At 36.6% G+C, this 18,086-nt stretch carries 16 protein-coding genes; 4 read left to right on the forward strand and 12 right to left on the reverse strand.

Annotated features, from left to right (window positions below):
• Positions 1-11: 11 nt before the first annotated feature.
• On the forward strand, positions 12-1,127 hold the full coding sequence (locus ABMA72_RS07225; RefSeq protein ID WP_393056645.1) for a helix-turn-helix domain-containing protein: 1,116 nt from the start codon (positions 12-14) through the stop codon (positions 1,125-1,127).
• On the opposite strand, the gene ABMA72_RS07230 is transcribed toward ABMA72_RS07225, so the two are convergent.
• Positions 1,124-2,305: an LptF/LptG family permease gene (locus ABMA72_RS07230; protein WP_393056647.1), complete on the reverse strand. Its 1,182-nt coding sequence runs from the start codon at positions 2,303-2,305 to the stop codon at positions 1,124-1,126. The genes ABMA72_RS07225 and ABMA72_RS07230 overlap by 4 nt on opposite strands.
• A 101-nt stretch (positions 2,306-2,406) precedes the next feature.
• On the opposite strand from ABMA72_RS07230, the gene ABMA72_RS07235 reads away from it, so the two are divergent.
• Both ABMA72_RS07235 and ABMA72_RS07240 read left to right on the forward strand, forming a co-directional pair.
• A complete protein-coding gene (locus tag ABMA72_RS07235) occupies positions 2,407-3,915 on the forward strand; it encodes a leucyl aminopeptidase (RefSeq protein ID WP_392857486.1) in 1,509 nt (502 codons plus the stop codon).
• A gap of 12 nt (positions 3,916-3,927) precedes the next feature.
• Positions 3,928-4,404: a tRNA (cytidine(34)-2'-O)-methyltransferase gene (locus tag ABMA72_RS07240; RefSeq protein WP_393056649.1), complete on the forward strand. Its 477-nt coding sequence runs from the start codon at positions 3,928-3,930 to the stop codon at positions 4,402-4,404.
• On the opposite strand, the gene ABMA72_RS07245 is transcribed toward ABMA72_RS07240, so the two are convergent.
• The 10 genes from ABMA72_RS07245 to ABMA72_RS07290 all read right to left on the reverse strand — a co-directional run bounded on the left by ABMA72_RS07245 (position 4,401) and on the right by ABMA72_RS07290 (position 16,603).
• Entirely contained in the window at positions 4,401-5,387 is a 987-nt protein-coding gene (locus ABMA72_RS07245) for a hypothetical protein (protein WP_393056651.1), read from the reverse strand. The genes ABMA72_RS07240 and ABMA72_RS07245 overlap by 4 nt on opposite strands.
• 93 nt (positions 5,388-5,480) lie before the next feature.
• On the reverse strand, positions 5,481-6,461 hold the full coding sequence (locus ABMA72_RS07250) for a hypothetical protein (protein WP_393056652.1): 981 nt from the start codon (positions 6,459-6,461) through the stop codon (positions 5,481-5,483).
• Between the two features lie 62 nt (positions 6,462-6,523).
• Positions 6,524-7,519, reverse strand: a complete 996-nt coding sequence (locus ABMA72_RS07255) for a hypothetical protein (RefSeq protein ID WP_393056654.1) — start codon at positions 7,517-7,519, stop codon at positions 6,524-6,526.
• 102 nt (positions 7,520-7,621) lie between these two features.
• Positions 7,622-8,584, reverse strand: coding sequence for a hypothetical protein (locus ABMA72_RS07260; RefSeq protein ID WP_393056656.1), 963 nt, complete (start codon positions 8,582-8,584; stop codon positions 7,622-7,624).
• Positions 8,585-8,745: 161 nt separating this feature from the next.
• A complete protein-coding gene (locus ABMA72_RS07265; RefSeq protein ID WP_392857499.1) occupies positions 8,746-9,795 on the reverse strand; it encodes a hypothetical protein in 1,050 nt (349 codons plus the stop codon).
• Positions 9,796-9,932: 137 nt separating this feature from the next.
• Positions 9,933-10,889, reverse strand: coding sequence for a hypothetical protein (locus tag ABMA72_RS07270; RefSeq protein WP_393056657.1), 957 nt, complete (start codon positions 10,887-10,889; stop codon positions 9,933-9,935).
• Between the two features lie 168 nt (positions 10,890-11,057).
• Positions 11,058-12,239, reverse strand: coding sequence for a hypothetical protein (locus ABMA72_RS07275; RefSeq protein ID WP_393056659.1), 1,182 nt, complete (start codon positions 12,237-12,239; stop codon positions 11,058-11,060).
• 151 nt (positions 12,240-12,390) lie between these two features.
• Positions 12,391-13,563, reverse strand: coding sequence for a hypothetical protein (locus tag ABMA72_RS07280; RefSeq protein WP_392857502.1), 1,173 nt, complete (start codon positions 13,561-13,563; stop codon positions 12,391-12,393).
• A 97-nt stretch (positions 13,564-13,660) separates the two neighbouring features.
• Positions 13,661-15,190 (reverse strand): transglycosylase SLT domain-containing protein, encoded by a 1,530-nt coding sequence (locus ABMA72_RS07285; RefSeq protein ID WP_392857505.1) that lies wholly within the window; start codon positions 15,188-15,190, stop codon positions 13,661-13,663.
• A gap of 156 nt (positions 15,191-15,346) precedes the next feature.
• Positions 15,347-16,603: a dicarboxylate/amino acid:cation symporter gene (locus ABMA72_RS07290; RefSeq protein WP_392857506.1), complete on the reverse strand. Its 1,257-nt coding sequence runs from the start codon at positions 16,601-16,603 to the stop codon at positions 15,347-15,349.
• 47 nt (positions 16,604-16,650) lie between these two features.
• Here ABMA72_RS07290 and ABMA72_RS07295 point away from each other — a divergent pair, with 47 nt between their 5' ends.
• The gene (locus tag ABMA72_RS07295; protein ID WP_392857508.1) at positions 16,651-17,193 is read left to right on the forward strand and encodes a hypothetical protein; all 543 of its coding nucleotides are present in this window, start codon (positions 16,651-16,653) and stop codon (positions 17,191-17,193) included.
• Here ABMA72_RS07295 and ABMA72_RS07300 read toward each other — a convergent pair.
• A complete protein-coding gene (locus ABMA72_RS07300) occupies positions 17,190-17,999 on the reverse strand; it encodes a hypothetical protein (RefSeq protein ID WP_392857511.1) in 810 nt (269 codons plus the stop codon). The genes ABMA72_RS07295 and ABMA72_RS07300 overlap by 4 nt on opposite strands.
• Positions 18,000-18,086: the final 87 nt, after the last annotated feature.

Here is an 18,086-nt window from a genome sequence, read left to right on the forward strand (position 1 = left end):
AAGGCGTAATAATGGAACAGGAAGTTGCAAAAGAAGCCCCAAACCTATCTCTAGGTCAGTACCTACAAAAGGCCAGAGATAAAAAAGATTTAAGTATCGAAGCAGTAAGCAGACATACAAGAATCAATCTTACCAACCTATCAGCACTTGAAGCAGATGATGTTGAAAGGCTTCCCAATATTGCATATGTCAGAGGGTTTGTTAAAACTCTTGCAAAGACTTACGATATCGATGCAGAGGAAGCGACAAGAAAGCTTGAAGAACTTTATGGTGCAGTCGCCCCTGAGAAGTCGCAACCTCTTGAAGCAGATGACTTCCCTCAGGCAAATGTTGAAAAGAAACAAGATCTTGTAAAACAAGAAGTTCAGATTTCTGATTCATTAAAATACAAATTACTTGGCGTTGTAGCGGCTTTTTCAATAGGTATCTTTATTTACATAAATCTTGATAAATCAAAAGAAGTAGATACTGGAGAAGATACTAAAGAAGTTGTTGTTGAGGCCCAGGTGCTAGATGAAAGCACTCCGATGCAAGACACGACCGAAGAAGAAACGACAAAAGAAGTTGTGGCCGAAGAAACTCCTGCCCCAGTGGTTGAGGAAAAGAAGCCTGAAGTAGTCGTTGAGACAAAAAAAGAAGAAGAAAAACCTGTTGAGGAAAAAAAAGAAGAAGAGGAGGAAAAAGAACTTAACTTCTACAACCTACCTTCTCCTCTCTTTGCTTTCAAAGATATCTCTGAAGAAGAAAAGAATGAAATCATTCCTGCAAATATCAGGGCCGCTTTTGAAGAGGGAAAACAAAATATCTTCCTTAAGGCAATGACTGGTGACTCTTGGATCGTTTATCAAAGTGATAATGACCCAATTAAGAAGTTCACACTAAAAGAAGGACGCTACCTACTAATTAAAGGTGACCAAGTTCTTCTTCGTCTTGGAAATATTGATGCCTTAAATGTTTTCTATAATGGGGAATTACTTGGAATGTCTTCACGCTCTGGCGTTAAAAGCTTAGTCTTCCCTGTTGAGATCGCAAAAGATCACAAACTTCCACTTTTCATTTTTGATAAAAATGGTGGCGTCCAAACTTCTAAGCAGTACTTAGAAGAAAAAGAAAATTCTCAAAACTAAGAATTCCAATCTAATTTTTTATAATAACTAATTCCGATAGCTCCTGTGATTACTGCTGGTAAGAACAGGACTAGAGGGATTGGGATATTATTCTTCTTTGCCAAAGACACCCCTGAGAAATAGAGTGCGTAGTAGATAATCGTCACAAGAAGCGCCAGAGCACTTGTATTTCGAGTCGCACCACGTCCCTTCTTAACACCAAAGACAAAACCTAGAAGGGCAAAAATAACACATTGAATAGGAATCGTATAACGTCCCCAATACTCAATGCTCCCCTTTCTTATATCATCTTCAAGATTATCTTTAATTCTTTTTGTCTTAGCTTTCTTAAGTTGCCCTTTTAATTTTCTAATATGCCTTCTAAGTTCATTAGATGACATCATGCTGGCCTTATTAACAGTTGAAAAACTTTGACTGGTAACAATTGGATACTCATATGTTTCAAAAAGAATCTTTTCTATCTCATGGCCTTCTTTATCAATTGAAATAATACTGCCATTAAAGAAGTCAAAACGAATATTGAGGCCGATGGAGTCTCCGTCTACTTTCGGTTTATTTAAAACTCCTCTTTTTGCCATAATCACTTTATCAACATTATCTTTTGATGAAATCCTTAAGAATACATTTTCTAGAACTTTCCCTTCATCTTTTACATCTTCAGCAAATAGAATAACTCCTGGAATTTCAGTAAAGAATTGCTCCTTTTTAATGTCTGTAAGGATTCCCTTTGAACCAAGCTGCTTAAAAGTATTTCTAAAAATCTTCTTAGATGTCGGAATCATATTCGTATTCAAAGAGACAACCGAAGCTGCAATTAGAATTGAAATAATGAAAAATGGAGAAAAGATACGATGCTTATTGATCCCCATGGCCCTTAGGGCAACAATCTCAGAGTCTTCACTTAATTTATTTAGTGTATAAATCATGGCAAAGAGAATTGATAAGGGAGTCGCCATTGGGATGAAACTAATTGAAATATGGCCTAGTATTTCTAGGAATTGTAAAATTCCTACACCTTTTTTCGTCACAAGCCTCATGAATCTGAACAATTGTGTCGTTAAGAGGAAAGCAACAAAGAAAGTAAGACTCATCGTAAAGGGTACGATAAAATTTGACGCAAGGTATCTTTGAAATATCTTCGTTGGGATTAAATCTTTGATCTTTTTGACTGCGTCCATGAAAACCCTTGCCGACTTTTGTCATACTTTGTCTTTTTGTGTACTTACTGTTAGTTTATACCCTCTTAAATCACTTTGAAACCCCCTTTTAAGGAGCAAATATGAAATTCACTTTGAATTTAAATTCTAAAGAAAGTTCAAGTGCTGATTGCTATGTAATTGGTGCTTACTCGACAATGACAAAAAAAGGTAAAAAAGAAGTTGCAACTGTAGCACTTACAGGTTGGCCAAAAGAGCTTAAAGCTACTTTTGAATCAATGAGCAGCTCAGAAGACTACACTGGTGCGAAAGGAACAACTTACTCTTTCAACCACTACGGTAGCGATGTTCTAGTTGTTGGTCTTGGTGATAAGACTAAAGTAACAACTGAAGATATTAGAAAAGAGTTAGCAAAAGCTTACAAAACTGTTTCTAAGTACAAGAAAGTAGCAGTAGCTTTTGATACTTTCACTTACAAGTCAAAGAAAGAAGAGTCTCTAGCTGTTCTAGTTGAAGCTTTCGAAATGACTGCATACAAGTTTGATAAGTATCTTTCAGACTCAAAGCCAGCAAAGCTTAAAGAAGTAATCATCGATACTGCTGAAAAAGCAGCTAAGAAGAAAGATTTTGATAAAGCGATCAAGAACGCACAAATCGTTGCTGAGTCAGTAAACGTTGCACGTGACTTCGTAAACGAGCCACCAAACGTTCTACGTTCAACTGAATACGCTAAGCGTGTTAAGAAAGATGTTGAAGGTATGGCCGGTGTTAAGTGTAAGATCATGGGTAGAAAAGAACTTAAGAAAGAAAAAATGGATCTTTTCCTATCTGTTAACGACGGTTCTGCATTTGATGCTCAACTAGTTCACCTAACTTACACTCCTTCAAAAGCAACTAAGAATACTAAGCACATCGCTTTCGTAGGAAAGGGACTTGTTTTTGATACTGGTGGATACTCACTGAAGCCAGGTGGATCAATGATGAATATGAAGTTTGATATGGCCGGTTCTGCAACTGTTTACGCTGCATTTAGAGCCGCTGCTAAAATGAAACTTCCAGTTAAAATCACTTGTATCCTAGGTATGACTGATAACGCTGTTAACTCTAAAGCAACAATGCCAGATTCAATTGTTAAAGCTAGAAATGGTAAAACAGTTGAAATTCTAAACACTGATGCTGAAGGACGTTTAGTTCTTGCTGACTGTCTAGACTATGCTTGTGACCAAAAACCAGATGCAATCATCGACGCTGCAACTCTTACAGGAGCATGTCTAATGGCACTTGGTACTGAAGTTTGTGGTCTAATGTCAAATGACAAGAAACTTGCTTCTAGCCTACTAAAAGCTGCAGACTCTGCAGATGAGTATATGTGGGAACTTCCAATTATCCCTGAGTGGCAAAAAGATATGAAAGGTACTATTTCAGACCTTAAGAATATCGGTGGTTCACGTTGGGGTGGAACAGCTAAAGCAGCTGCATTCCTACAAGAATTCATTAAGAATGACATTGCTTGGGCCCACCTTGATATCGCAGGTGTTGGTGATTCTCAATCTCACCTTCCATACTGTCCACCAAAAGGTGCTTCAGGAACTGTGATTAGATCTCTTGTTGAGTACTTAAAGCAAAACTAAGAAGTCATCCCAGTGAGTAGTAACGCAATTTTTAACATTGTTCTATATGCGCCAGATATTCCCGGAAATACCGGGAGTATTGGGCGTACTTGCATCGCTCTAGGTGCAAGACTTGTCCTTATTAAACCTTATGGCTTTGATCTTTCAGAGAAAGCCGTAAGACGAGCAGGTCTTGATTACTGGAAACACGTTGAAGTTGCCGAATATGAAAACTGGGAAGAGTTTCTTGAAAATGAAAGGCCACAAGAAGAAGATCTATTCTTCTACACTAAGACAGCTAAAGAAAATCACTTCTATGGACGTGGTTACACAAAGGGTTGTTACTTAGTCTTTGGCTCGGAAACGAAAGGGCTACCAAAGCATATCTTTGATAGCTACCCTAATCGTTTATTTTGTCTTCCGATGTTTTCAGAACATGTGAGATCGTTAAATCTCTCAAATGTGGCCACGGCCGTGGCCTACGAAGCATTAAGAGTAATTCAATACTAGAATTGGTACCCCATTCCTAAAGTTACGCGATACTGATCAAGCTTAATATCTTGATTTGCAATCTCTAGATTTCCGTCTGCAAGATAATCGAATGCTAGTGTAATATCCATTCCTGCTTCACGATAACCAAAATCAACAGACGTATAAATTTGCTCAGATGAAGAGTTGTTAATCTCAAGATTTCTATATTCAATCCCAGGAGTTACGTATAGGTATTTTGTATAAAGAACTTCAAGATCAAAGTTAAACTTCATTCTCTTATAATCTCCAGTCTCGTAACCATTGTCTCCTGACTCATATTCAAAATCAGTATCAAATTCTAAGTTACTATACTTTCTCGTTCCGCCAATAAAGAATTCCTTGCGAGTTCCACGATTAAGCTCTTGGCTCTTCGTCTTAACACTTAACCCAGCTTCAGCAGAAAGAACCTCATCTAAGTATCCACCAGCAAGAGTTAAGTCTGCATAGTAACCATGTCTTTGTGAGTTTGGTTTTACATACTTATAGGCACCACCAAAGCTTACGCGATTAATATTAAACATTGTTGAAGCTTCAACTTCAAAAGTATTAATATTCTTATTTTGCATATCTCTTTCAATATTGCGGTAACCGAAACCAAAAGAAACTAAATCAACAGGTCTAAACCCCATTAAAAGAACGACCTCTCTATTATGACTAACTTCAGTAATGATTGGCCTAGTCTGTGCGAAACCAACATTGTCGTTATAAGAAAATTCCGCTGAAAAGACACGATTTCCAAAAGCACCATTGATATCAAAATCAGAGCTATCTAGAGTATCGATATCTTGAATCTCGGCACTCCCACCTTCGAATTGAGTATTAAAAAATTGTCTGCGGTCATTTGCCACGGCCATTGAAGAGCTGTGTCTCGTTTTACCATCTTTAGAAATTTCAGGCATAACTCGGTTTGCAAATGCAGTTGATGATAATAATAGTGATAGTGCAAAAATTTGTTTTTTCATAATCCCTCTTAAATAATTTGATTTTATTCTAGAGGATATAAAAAGGGAGGTCAAAGCCTCCCTTCTTACAAATTATCAATTTCTATATATCAATTAGAAATTGTAACCAACGTTTAGATTGAATCCCACACCATCAGCGTCGATGCCCTGTATCTCACCAGTCGAGTAACTTAGACCAAAAGTTGTATCTAGCCCATTTGCTCTGTAACCAAAATCTGACTTTACACTGAGAATCGAAGAATCTGAATCAGCAGCCTTAGGTAGAGTTGTATTCAAGAGATAAACACCTGGAGTGATATAGAAAGTTGGACCTACTAAGAATTCTGCATCAAGTGAAATTTCGAGTTCAGAGTAATCATTATCTGTTGGGCGATTCTGTAAGTAATCACCATACTCATAAGTAAGTGATCCATCTAATTCAACATCATTTACAACCATTGTCCCATTAGCAAATACACCTAGACGAGTATCTGTTAGAACAGCGTCGTTCCCTTTAGTTGTATATTGAATTCCTGTCTCCCAAGAAACAGATTTATCTTGCTTACCAAAAGCAAGAGTAAGAACAGTGTAATCACCTTCTGTTAAAACAGCATCTACCATATGATGAGCAAGTGAAGCACCTAAAGTTGTTCCATTAACAACAATTGTTCCACCAGCTTCAAGAACTGTGTCATCAATAGTATCTGATAATTCATCTACAGTTAGTCCTAGACCTAGAGTTAGGTTTCCACCAGTTCTAAATCCCATAAGTATATTTAGCTCAGCTAAATCTTCTTCTGAACCCATAGCCTCCATTTTATTTTTTGCATATGAGCCTTCAAATGAAAATGTATCAGTTGAAACTGCACCAAATAAATTTGTAAATGTAATATCAAGGTCAAATGAAGGAGTCGTATCTGTTTCAAGAGATTGAGAAATATATTGGCCAGCAATGAAGCTTCTCTTTTCTTGAGAAACAGCAAGTACTGATGTGTTTCTTGTTTTACCATCGCGTGAAATTTCTGGCATTAATACATTAGCGTATGCTGATGTTGAAAGTGCTGCAAGCGCAACTGCACTAATTAACTTCTTCAAATCTTCCTCCTTGAAGCAATAAAAATAAATATTAAGATTTATTATACTTCAAAAAGGCTTAATTAAAACAAATATCCTACATTTAGTGACAGGCCTAGGCCATCATAGTCAATATCGTTTTCTTCACCGACAAAGATATAGCTCGCACCAATTGTTGCATCTAGTCTTTTTGTGCGATAACCGAAATCAGTTTTTATTCTAACGTCAGAAGTATCACTTGAAACACCCGGCGCGTTTTCGGCAGAATAATTAATTCCCGGAGTAATATAGAAGTTTGAACCTACGAGGAATTCTGCATCGAATTCAAAGTAAAGTGCATTATAGTTATTTCCATCTAGAGAATTACCTTCACCTTTTAGGTAATTTCCAAATTCATATGTGAAGCTACCATCAATCTCAATTCCATTAACAACTTTTGTCATACTACTAAAGAGAGTAAAACGCTTTCCTGTTGTTAAATCATCAGAGCCTTCTGTCATTAACTGCACACCTGCTTCAACACTATTCTTTGCATCTTGCTGACCAAATCCTGCACTTAGAACAAAGAAGCCACCTTTTGTGGCAGAAGTTTTATTTTCAACATATTCAACAGAACCACCTAAAACCTTGTCATTAACTTTAAGACTTCCTCCCGCCGCAATGACGCTTTCGTCTGTTGAGATATCTAACTCAGACTTAGTGTAGCCAAGCCCTAAAGTTAGCTTCTTATTTACCTGGTATCCACCGAGAAATGAGAAGTTGGTTGCATGATTTTTTACCCCCTCCATATCATAAGTCGGTATCTCCATATTTAACTGGCCACTAAAGCTATTAGTCGAAAATCCTCCAAAAATTCCTGGAGAGCTTTGTTTGATTTCAACTGCTGGAGTCGTATCACTTTCAACACTTAAGTATTCATACTTAGCTGCCGCGAAATTTCTTTTTTCTTGTGAGACTGCGATGACAGATGTGTTTAAGGTTTTACCATCACGTGAAATTTCAGGAAGAATAAAATTTGCAGATACATTAGTACTAATAAGTGAAAGTGCACTTAGACATAAGATTTTTTTCGACTTCAACTCGAACTCCTAGGGCGTATGAATATTGTAATAGATTATACAAAGAGAAAAGGGAGATGAAAATCTCCCTTTTTATGACATTGATAAGTTTAAAATCAGTTTTTAAAATAAGTAAGCGACATTAACCTTCCAGGCCATTTCATCGTAATCGACAGTTCCAACTTCTCCAATAACTGCATAATCAACACCGAATGTCGCATCAATTCCGTTCATACGATATCTAAAGTCTGCAGAAAGATCGAGCTGTTTAGTGTCTGTTCCATCATTGTCTGTAAGAGTATATTCAATACCTGGAGCGATAAAGAACATTTTATGTAGCATGAATTCAGCATCAAAATTTAAGTGAAATTGAGAGTAATCACCACCTGCTGTTGTAAAATCACCAGTTGTGTAGTCAATATCACCATCAAGTTCTGTGTTATTTAGTACCGTTGTCATACCTGCAAAGATTTTAGTACGAGTTGGAGACTTAATATCATCATCTTTTTCTTCAAGATCAAATTGAAGACCAGCTTCCCAAGACATATTATCCTTATTTGACCCTAGTCCAAGAATAATACGATTATGAGAACCATCAATTGTTCCGTTATCTTCATCTACAAGACTGAATGAACCACCAAATATTAAGTCATTCATATTAAATGATGCCGCAATCTCTATTACAGAGTCCTCGCTATTTGGATCTGTATCAACCATCTGATAGCCAAGGCCTAAGGCAAATTCTTTGGTTAATCTAAAACCGGCCTTAATATCATAAACTGTAAAGTCTGTATCTGTTGCACCAGTATCGACATTCCCAAAGTCTAAGTCCGCTTCAATCGAAACCATCTTATTTGACCAAGCACCGTAAAAATCAAAGTTAGTTGTATCGATATCACCACCGGTATCGGGTTCTAAATTTGAAGAATTATACTCGGCCGCAACAAAGGTTCTCATTTCTTGTGTTACTGCTATTGTTGAATCGTTTTTGGTTTTACCGTCACGTGACGTTTCGGGAACTATCGTATTCGCAAACGCTGTCGTTGTAAGCCCAACTAGAGTTGCGGCCATAAAGATATTCTTCATTTATTCCTCCATAAAAGTTGTATATGCAAATTTTCAACTAAGATGAAAAAAATAAAAACTTAATTTAATTTAAAAAAATGATGGCTTGAATGAGTTAGTTAGAAATAAAAAAGGGAGATCTAAGTCTCCCTTCACGTATATTCTAAATTTTAAAATTAAAATTAGAAGTTGTAAGCTACGTTAACTTTCCAAGCCATTTGGTCAGTATCATATGCGCCAGTACCATCTATATACTCACCTGATAATTGATAATCTACTCCTAAAGTAGCATCAAAACTATTTGCACGATAACCAAAATCAGCAGAAAGACCTAGCGAGTCTTCTTCAACTGGTCCAACAACACGATCATTATAATAAAGTCCAGGTGTTACATAGAACATTTTACCAATTAAAATTTCAGCATCAAGATTTACGTTTAATTTCTTATAGTCGTTACTACTTAAATTTGTTTCTACTAAGTTATCACCAGTTATATAAAATATATCTGCATCAAACTCTATATCGTTAATTACTTTAGTAATACCAGCAAATACTCCAAACTTTGAATCACGCTTTGTAGTATCAGAACTCGAATCTCCTTCAGCATTATATTCAATACCAGCTTCCCATGACATGTTATTTGCGTTTGAACCAACACCCAAACGATATCCATACCAATCACCTTCAGTTTCTCTAACTAAGCTAATTGACTTTATCGTAGTTTTTCTATCGCTTGAATGATGCGCAATTGATGCTCCAATAACTAAATTATTTAACTTATAAGATAAACCAAATTCTGTTTCAGGGAGTTGTGAGTCAGTATGAACGACTGCAGAGTCAATAGCTTCTTTGTCAACAGTATGAGCTAGACCTAATGAGAGTCTCTCATTTAAACGGTAGCCAATAGCGATATTATAATAATCATAATCATAATCAGCGACTTGATGATAGTCGCCTTTTCCATCTCTTAAATCAGCAGCAAACGTAAACATTGAATTTGACCATTCTCCATAAATATCAATACTATTTCTATCTAGCTCACTGTCAACGTTGTCCTTTTCAAAAGTTGAAGAATTATATTCAACAGAAACAAATTTTCTCTTTTCTTGTGAAGTAGCAATAACTGAAGAGTTTCTTGATTTACCATCTCTAGAAATTTCAGGAACTATAATATTTGCATATGTAGAAGATGAAAGCATAATTACGGCAACAGAACTTAATATTTTTTTCAATGTTTACTCCTTAAAAAACTAACTACACTAAACATTTTCCACATACAGCAATAAAAACACAAGCAAATATTTTCAATGTAAAAAAAAAGGGAGACCTAAGTCTCCCTTCACGTATATTCTAAATTTTAAAATTAAAATTAGAAGTTGTAAGCTACGTTAACTTTCCAAGCCATTCCGTCGAAGTCAACATTGCTTGACTCACCAGCAACTGTATAATCAATACCAAAAGTAGCATCGATTTTGTTAGCTCTGTAACCAAAGTCAGCTGAAAGATCAAACTTAGTAGTTTCTGCACCATCTTCATCTTCATTTGAGTAAGCAAGACCTGGAGTGATGTAGAACATTTTCCCTACTAGGAATTCTGCATCAAAGTCAATTGTGTATTTAGTGTAATCACCACCAGCAACAGTGTTGTCACCTGTAGTATAAGTAATGTCACCATCAAATTCGATGTTGTTGATAACTTTAGTTGCTCCAGCAAATAGCTTAGTTCTTGAAGCTGATGTGATATCATCATCTTTCTCTTCAAGATCAAATACTAGACCTGCTTCCCATGACATGTTGTTTGCGTTTGAACCAACACCAAGAGTTAGTCTATTGTGTGAACCATCAACAGTTCCGTTATCATTAGAAACGATTGCAAATGAAGCACCGATTACTAGATCATTCATGTTGTATGAACCAGCGATTTCAAGAGTTGTATCTTCTGAATTTGGATCAGTATCAACCATTGTATAACCTAGACCTAGACCAAATTGCTTGTTGATTCTGTATGCGGCTTGTACACCGTAAGTATTTACATCTGTATCATTGTCATCAGCCATGTTAAGGTCTGCTTCTACAGAGAACATTTTGTTTGACCATGCACCGTAAAGGTTCATGTTTGTTACTTCATCTTTAATAGCTGGTGTTGTATCTGTTTCTAGGTCTGTTGAGTTATACTCACCAGCTACGAAAGTTCTCATTTGACCAGTTGTAGCGATAACTGAAGCGTTTTTAGTTTTTCCATCACGTGAAGTTTCTGGAACGATTGTGTTTGCAAATGCTGCAGAAGAAAGTACTGCCATTGCGATAATACCTGTCATTTTTTTCAAAACTTACTCCTTGTTTTGTTTTATTTAAACTAGCGTTCTAGTTCGATTTTAAAAAATAATTTACTAAATTATACCCTTTTTGTTTTTGTGTGCAATTTTTTTTTACTTTTTTTTAAGAAAGGCCGTGGTTACGCTTCCACGGCCTTCTGTATATAATCAAAAATTTAATTAGAAGTTGTACTTCATTGCAACTCTTGAATCAGTGTCTTCACCGTTTGTACCAGTGTAAACATCAATATCAACAGTTTTATAATTTAAAGTAGCACCAACAGCAACTCTAGTTGTGTTTTCAAAAGAAGCATCACCATTTGTGTAAGAACCATTGTAGTTAGCAACAACAGCTGATGCTAAAATATTAGTTGGTCCACCTGTTGCATTTGCAAGGTCAGTAGATTTTGCATTTGAGTAAACAGATTGAGAAACAGAACCTCTAAGAGTTAACCAATCAGTTGCTTTAGTTTCAGCACCAATAATAACTGGAAGATTCATTGTTTCTAGCTTTGCTTTACCAGGAACAGCGTTAAGTTCAACATTGATTACTTGGAATGCAGTTCTTACGAAAACCATTCCACCTTCAACTTTGTATTCTTTACCTGCACCAAGATCTAGACGAGAAAGATCTCCATCTTCATCTCCTAAACCTCTTTCTTGATCCCAAGAAAATGTTTTATATGAACCGTAGAATTTAGTGTCTTTATTGATTGTGTAAGAACCACCAACTTGTACACCTAGTGTTCCATCAAATTTGTTACCAGTCGTTTTGTTCTCAGAATCAGACATTAGTGATACGTTGGCATAAGCATCCCAGTTATCTTTGTTCACACCAAGCTTTACTGCCATTGCACTATCTTCGTGCATATGGAAAGTACCTGGTGCAGGTATGCTTTCAACATTTCTTTCTGAAGAAGCGTAAACAAAAGCTGCCCCCCAGTTAACACCAGCTTTTCCACCAATGAAAAGTTCTAGTTGATTATCCGATGTAGAAAGATATCCACCAGATGCTGGAGAAGATGCAAGAATTCTTAAAGAAGAAGAAATATTTGATTCATTACCTAAGTAAAGACCATAAGTGAAGCTCCCCATTTTCTTAAAGAATCCACCCATTGCTTTAGGGTCACCATCAGTATCAAGAGTAGTTGATCCAGAACCAATACCTTCTGCACCGTACTCAAGTACAACCATATCTCCGTAGTTGTTTACAAATGAAGCGTTAGTAAAGATATAACGATCATCCATTGTGTAGTAGTTGTCTTCAACTTCATCACCTAGAGCAAGAAGTCTCGCTTTAGTAGCATAAGCACTTGTACTTAGTAGAGCTAAAGTAGCGGCACCTAAAAATACCTTTTTCATATTCGTCTCCTTGAACGAGTAAATCCTTGAGCTTAAAAATTAAACTCTTCTAAAAAATGTTAGTTCTTAAATTTTCAAAGGAGATGAGATGAATGTCAACACCCCGAAATTGCTAAAGAATTCGTAATTTCGGGGTTTGTATAAGTATTTTTTATTTTATCTTTGCTTGGACGGCCATGCCACGTGCCAGGAATTTTGACGACATCCAAGAATCTACGAATGTAGTATTTTTTGTCGCCGCCTGCTTCAAAGGAGCGTTGAAACTAAAGAAGATTAGATGATCTTCATTTAAAGTTCCGTCTGCAATTGAAGAATCGTCAATATCTGGACAATAAGAATAATCTCTTAAAACCACGCGCTCCTTTGACTTATTCTCATCAAAAGCGTCAAAATTCTTAGCTAGGTTTTTCTTCAAAAGATTGATTTTTTTAGAAATATCTTCTTCTGTGCTCTCTTCTTTATCCACAAAAGTAACAAATTTCGCTGTTTGAGCATATCCTTCACTCTCAGAATCACAGATTTCACCGATAAAATGTCCCCAATCGTGAGTAAACGAAAGAGGAAAAAAGTATGTCTGTTCTGCATCCTCATCCTTAGTAATCTTCTCTTCTAAGTCTAAGTGAACATATAAAGAACAAGGAGTTGTCGTGCTTTCACAGAATTCGATAAACTCACTAGAAAGAGTTTTCTTTTCTTGGAATAGCTCTAAGAATTTAGATGGAGACTCTCCCCAATAAAGATTTTCACATTCAATAATTAGCCCATTTGTCAGGCATACTTTCCAGAAGGCCTGATCAATTAACTCTTCAGGAGTTGTGCGGAAAATTTCTTTGATTCTTAGGCCATAACTATTTTCTTTAATTCGCTCGAGAAGCCCTTCTTTATTAAGAGATGGAAGAATTTCAGATGGTGACAATTGAATATGATTATCAATATAACTTTCTTCTCCCCAAAGTAGTGGCATTGGTTTTGTACGTGATCCAAAAGCGTGAAACTTTGAATCTTTATAAAAACAAGAGCTACTAATTTGAGCTTCTTCAACTAATCCAAGCTCTTTAAAAATTGAAATATTTTCTTCACCGCGAATTAATGATGGCCCCATCAGTTTGAAATTATCTTCAGTAATTTCTTCCTCTGAAAGGAGCTTTACACTTGTCGCATCTAAGTTATTTAAATGGTCAAATAAGTCGATCGCAAAGATATCATTTCCAACAATTAAGTTTTTAATAAATGTCTTCTCTTCTTGTTTAACTTCGACTTTTTTAAGCTTTAGAATATCGCTATAGGCCATGGTACCAAATTCCTTGTGTGTTGTGTTTGGCAATACAATAGCTTATTTTTTTTGGAATTTAAATAGCGAAACCACGCATTAAAGCGTGGTTTCAGGTATTTTCACTATTTTTTTCTTACATTTTTTTAGATTATTTAATGACGAGTCTGTCACCTGCTCTAATTTGTCTCTTCTTAATGATCTTTAAGTTAGAAACAATTAGAGTATCAAGACTAACTCCAGTTTTGCGTGATACCGACCATAAAGAGTCACCACGTTGTACTGTATAGTACTTCGTTGGGTTGTTAATTTTCTTTCCACGCTGTTTAGCTAGTCTAATACGATTGCGATACTTTCTCTTTCTCACAACTGACTTACGTGGCTTATCATAAAGGTCAGCATACATATTATCTTTCTTACTCTGACCAATTCTAAAAGGAAGAGTTACATATGACCCACGCTTAACTCTGGAACGATGTGATTTGAAATCATCGTTTAACCAAGTAAGAACTTCTTTATCTTTAATTTTGAACTTTCTTGCAACATCATCAAGGCGAGTTCTCTTTCCTCTTACGCGGTACTTTTGAAAAACTTCCTGGCTTGCAACGTAGTTCTTCTGTGTACAACAAGCTGCCCATTGCTCTCTTTTTCCAACAGGAACTCTTAATGTATAAGTCTTATGAGTCGGTGGTGTAAACCATCTTTGAATCTCAGGGTTCAAGTAGTGTAGATCATCAAATTCAACATTTAAGTCTTTTGCAATCTCAAATAAATCCGCTCCACCAGGAACAGAAATTTCTTGAAAGTCTAAAGGCTCATGCCAATCAATTTCTTCAAAACCAAATGACTTAAGGTTCTTCCCAATGATAGCAAGGGCCATAATTTTTGGAACATAATTTTTAGTCTCTGGCTTTAGGTAGCGACCTTTTCTAATTTTCCAAAAGTTCTTTGTACGGTAGCGACGAATCGCTCGAGACATCTTTCCTTCACCAGCATTGTATGAAGCAGCGGCAAGTTCCCAAGAACCAAATTGCTTAAATAACTTTCTTAAGTATTTCGATGCTGCATATGAAGACTTAATTGGGTCACGTCTTTCATCAACATACCAATTAACTTCAAGTCCATAACGACGTCCTGTGTACGGCATGAATTGCCAAGGACCAACAGCTTTTGCCCAAGACTTGGCCTTCGTTTGAAAACCTGACTCGGCCATTGCTAAGAAAATTAGATCCTGTGGAAGTCCGTTGTCTTTTAAGACTTTAGAAAGAATTGGTGCATATCTTCCAGCTCTCGCAGAGTATCTTTCAAAGAAGCCACGGCCACGAGTTGTAAAATACTTAATCCACTTCTTAACAGCAGCATTGTAAACAACAGGGATATCAAAATAATTATTTTCAAGATTTAAGTGCTCAGCTCCATATAAGAAGTAAGTCTTAAGTTCGTGAGATGTCGGATGCTCAATCTTTGCAGACCCAACAATTTGATCACTTGAGAACTCTGCACCGTGCTTAGCGCTACGTGCAATGATCTTTTCTTCTGAGAATTCCGCATCTGCTTCAATTTCAGCATCTGTCTCAACTATTTCAGAAATGTCCTTCGGGCTCGGGACATCTTTCTCAACAGAGATACATGAAAAGAGCAGTTGGGAGGCTACCAGTAAAATTAATCCATTAATTCTCATCGATCATCCTTAACTATATATGTGTATTCAGCGTTCATAAATATAAGAGAACCCTAAATTTAGGGTTCTCATATTTTTTCAAATTGTCGTGTCTGAGTCAACGAGGAAAAGATTTTTTCGGTTAAGTTCCGTACTAAAATCAATACTTTGTATTGTTTATTCTTTATTTTTCAGCATAGAGTCAACAACAACTGTTCCCATGGCATCGCCAAATACGTTAACAGCAGTTCTGAACATGTCCAGAATTCTATCAACTGCTAAGATAAGACCGATCCCCTCAATTGGGAGACCTACTGCCGAAAGAACAATCGACATTGTAATGAGTCCAGCTCCAGGAATTGCTGCAGCACCAATGGCCGCAAGAGAAGCTGTCATAAAAATGATAATTTGTTGTGTAAGACCTAAGTCATAGCCATAAGCTTGTGCAATAAAGATGGCCGCTACTGATTCGTATAAAGCAGTTCCATCCATATTAACAGTTGCACCAAGAGGAAGAACAAACTTTGCAGTGTCCTTATCAACTCCGAGATTTTCTTCAACATTCATCATTGTAATCGGTAGAGTTGCCGCTGAAGAAGCTGTTGAGAATGCTGTGATAATGGCCGGCCCAATACCTTTTAAAATTTCAAAAGGTGAAGTCTTGCTGCGAACACTTCCTACAATAAGAAGGAAAATACCGTGACAAATAAGACCTAAAATTACTGTAAGCATATATTTTGAAAGTGATACAATCGCACCAAATCCAGACTTAGCAAGTACACCTGTCATTAGAACAAAGATCCCATAAGGAGCTAAGCTCATTACACCCATAGTTAGCTTATTTGAAAGGGCCTCAAGAGAGCCAACAACTTTAACAAATGGCTCACTATCTTTTGGAATAAATAATGCCGTCATTCCCATGAGAATTGAGAAGACAATTACTTGAAGGATATTTCCATCGGCCATTGAGCCAAATGGATTAGTAGGTATAGCACCTAGAAGAACTTCCTTAATTGAAGCAAATAGTGAAGCCCAACCGCCGGAGCTACTTGCAACTTTAGATTGCATCGCTTCTGATAAACCTTGTACACCGGCGGCCCCAAGATCAGCGCCAATACCAGGGTTGATTAGGTTTACAAAAATGATACCAAATAAAACCGCAATACATGTTGTTACAAAGTAGTATGCAACAGCTCTTACACCCATTCGACCTAAAGACTCAGGAGTACCTAAGTGATACATGGCCATAAAGATTGAAGAGAAAACAAGAGGAATGATTACCATTTTTAAAAGGGAGATAAAGGCATCTCCGACAGGAGAAATAAATTTTACGTATTCACCCTTTCCAAAATAATGTAACAGAAGACCCAAAATTAATCCGAGTACCATTGCAATACCAATCTTCTGCGCTTCCTTCTTTGCTGCTGGTTGCATTAAATTCCCCTTTTAACTATAAAAATTCAAATCGTTTAAAATAACGTATGGTTGAAAAAAATCTTAACAAAATTCTAACATGTTCATTTATTCTCTTATCATTTTGCATATTTATCAATCCGGCAAAAGCTAAGGTGGAAGAACCAAATTACGATTTTACCTTCGATAAATTCAGGCCATTTCACCCCGGACAAAAACTGTCGGATATAAAGAAAGAGTACAAAGCAATTAGGCTTATTAATGATAAGAAACCAGTGGCAACGTATGAAATTCAAATTCGCCACCAAAGCTACTTCTTTCCAGTTTTTATTCATGTACAAGATGAAATCGTATTAGACTTCTATGCAAGACTTCCAAATTATTTTCTTCACAATACTTTTCATCAATCACTTATCAATCGTTATGGTAAGCAAGATAAATTTATCAATAATGACGGCACATCTGTCTATATCTGGAACGATGAAGCCGGATTCGCCATAACATATTCAGGAGCATGTACAATTACATGCTTCCCGATATTCATTCATATGATTAAAAAAGATGATGTGAAAAATAAGGACTCTTTTCTCATTAAACTTTTAAAAAATTAACTTAACTCTTTTGCAATATCATTTACTGCAAACTTATAGCTCATAATATTCTTGGCAAGAGTGGCCACCGCTTGTCTTGTTGCCATTGGCATCCCATTGGCACCAAAATAGGCCGAATGAATTGCTAGAAATGCTTGAGCATCTTCAAATCTCATCTTTACTGGCCCTAATTTATGAAGGGCATCTTGTTTGATGAATATTTCTGATTTTCTAAGCTTATAAACTTCACTCATTGTAAATATATTTTGATTACGATAATCAATATAGATCACCTCACCTTTTACTTCGGCCATACGACCTAAGATAATTCCCTGCTTTGTCTTTCTTCCCCACAGGCCAATAATTCCCATTGGTGCCAGTGCCCATGTAAGAAAGCGATTAATCACCACACGACTTTCAAATTCTCTTTCAGTGTGACCAAGTTCTGGAAATGTTCCCATAAGCCACTCATTTGAAGCCAGAGAGAGAACAATCATGGCCATATTCTTATAGCGGTAAACATTGTAGCCAGGCTTTTGAACGATAGATTCTTTCCCGTACTTATCGTTATCAAAATTTGATCTGATTTGAGCAGCAACCATCGGTGTCGCCTCATCAATTGTCATAACCTTGGCCAGCTGATTAGACGCTAAATTTTGTTGGGCCAACTCACTTTCTTTTTCACCTAGTTCGGTAAAGTTCATGATTTGTAAAAATCCCGCGATCTCAGGATCAAACTCCGCAACGCGCAGTCTAATATAAACAGGTAGTGCCTGCTCTTTAGCATATTGATAATATGTGTATTTTTCAGTACTTACAGATTGCATTAGTGCCTCCATTCAACTTAATTTTTCGGTATTTTTTCCGACAAAATAAGCTCGGAAGCATTTCCGCTTAGCGCTAGGCAAAAAATC

Origin of the sequence: Halobacteriovorax sp. CON-3 (assembly GCF_043196995.1) — a bacterium.
In the GTDB taxonomy this organism is placed as follows: domain Bacteria; phylum Bdellovibrionota; class Bacteriovoracia; order Bacteriovoracales; family Bacteriovoracaceae; genus Halobacteriovorax_A.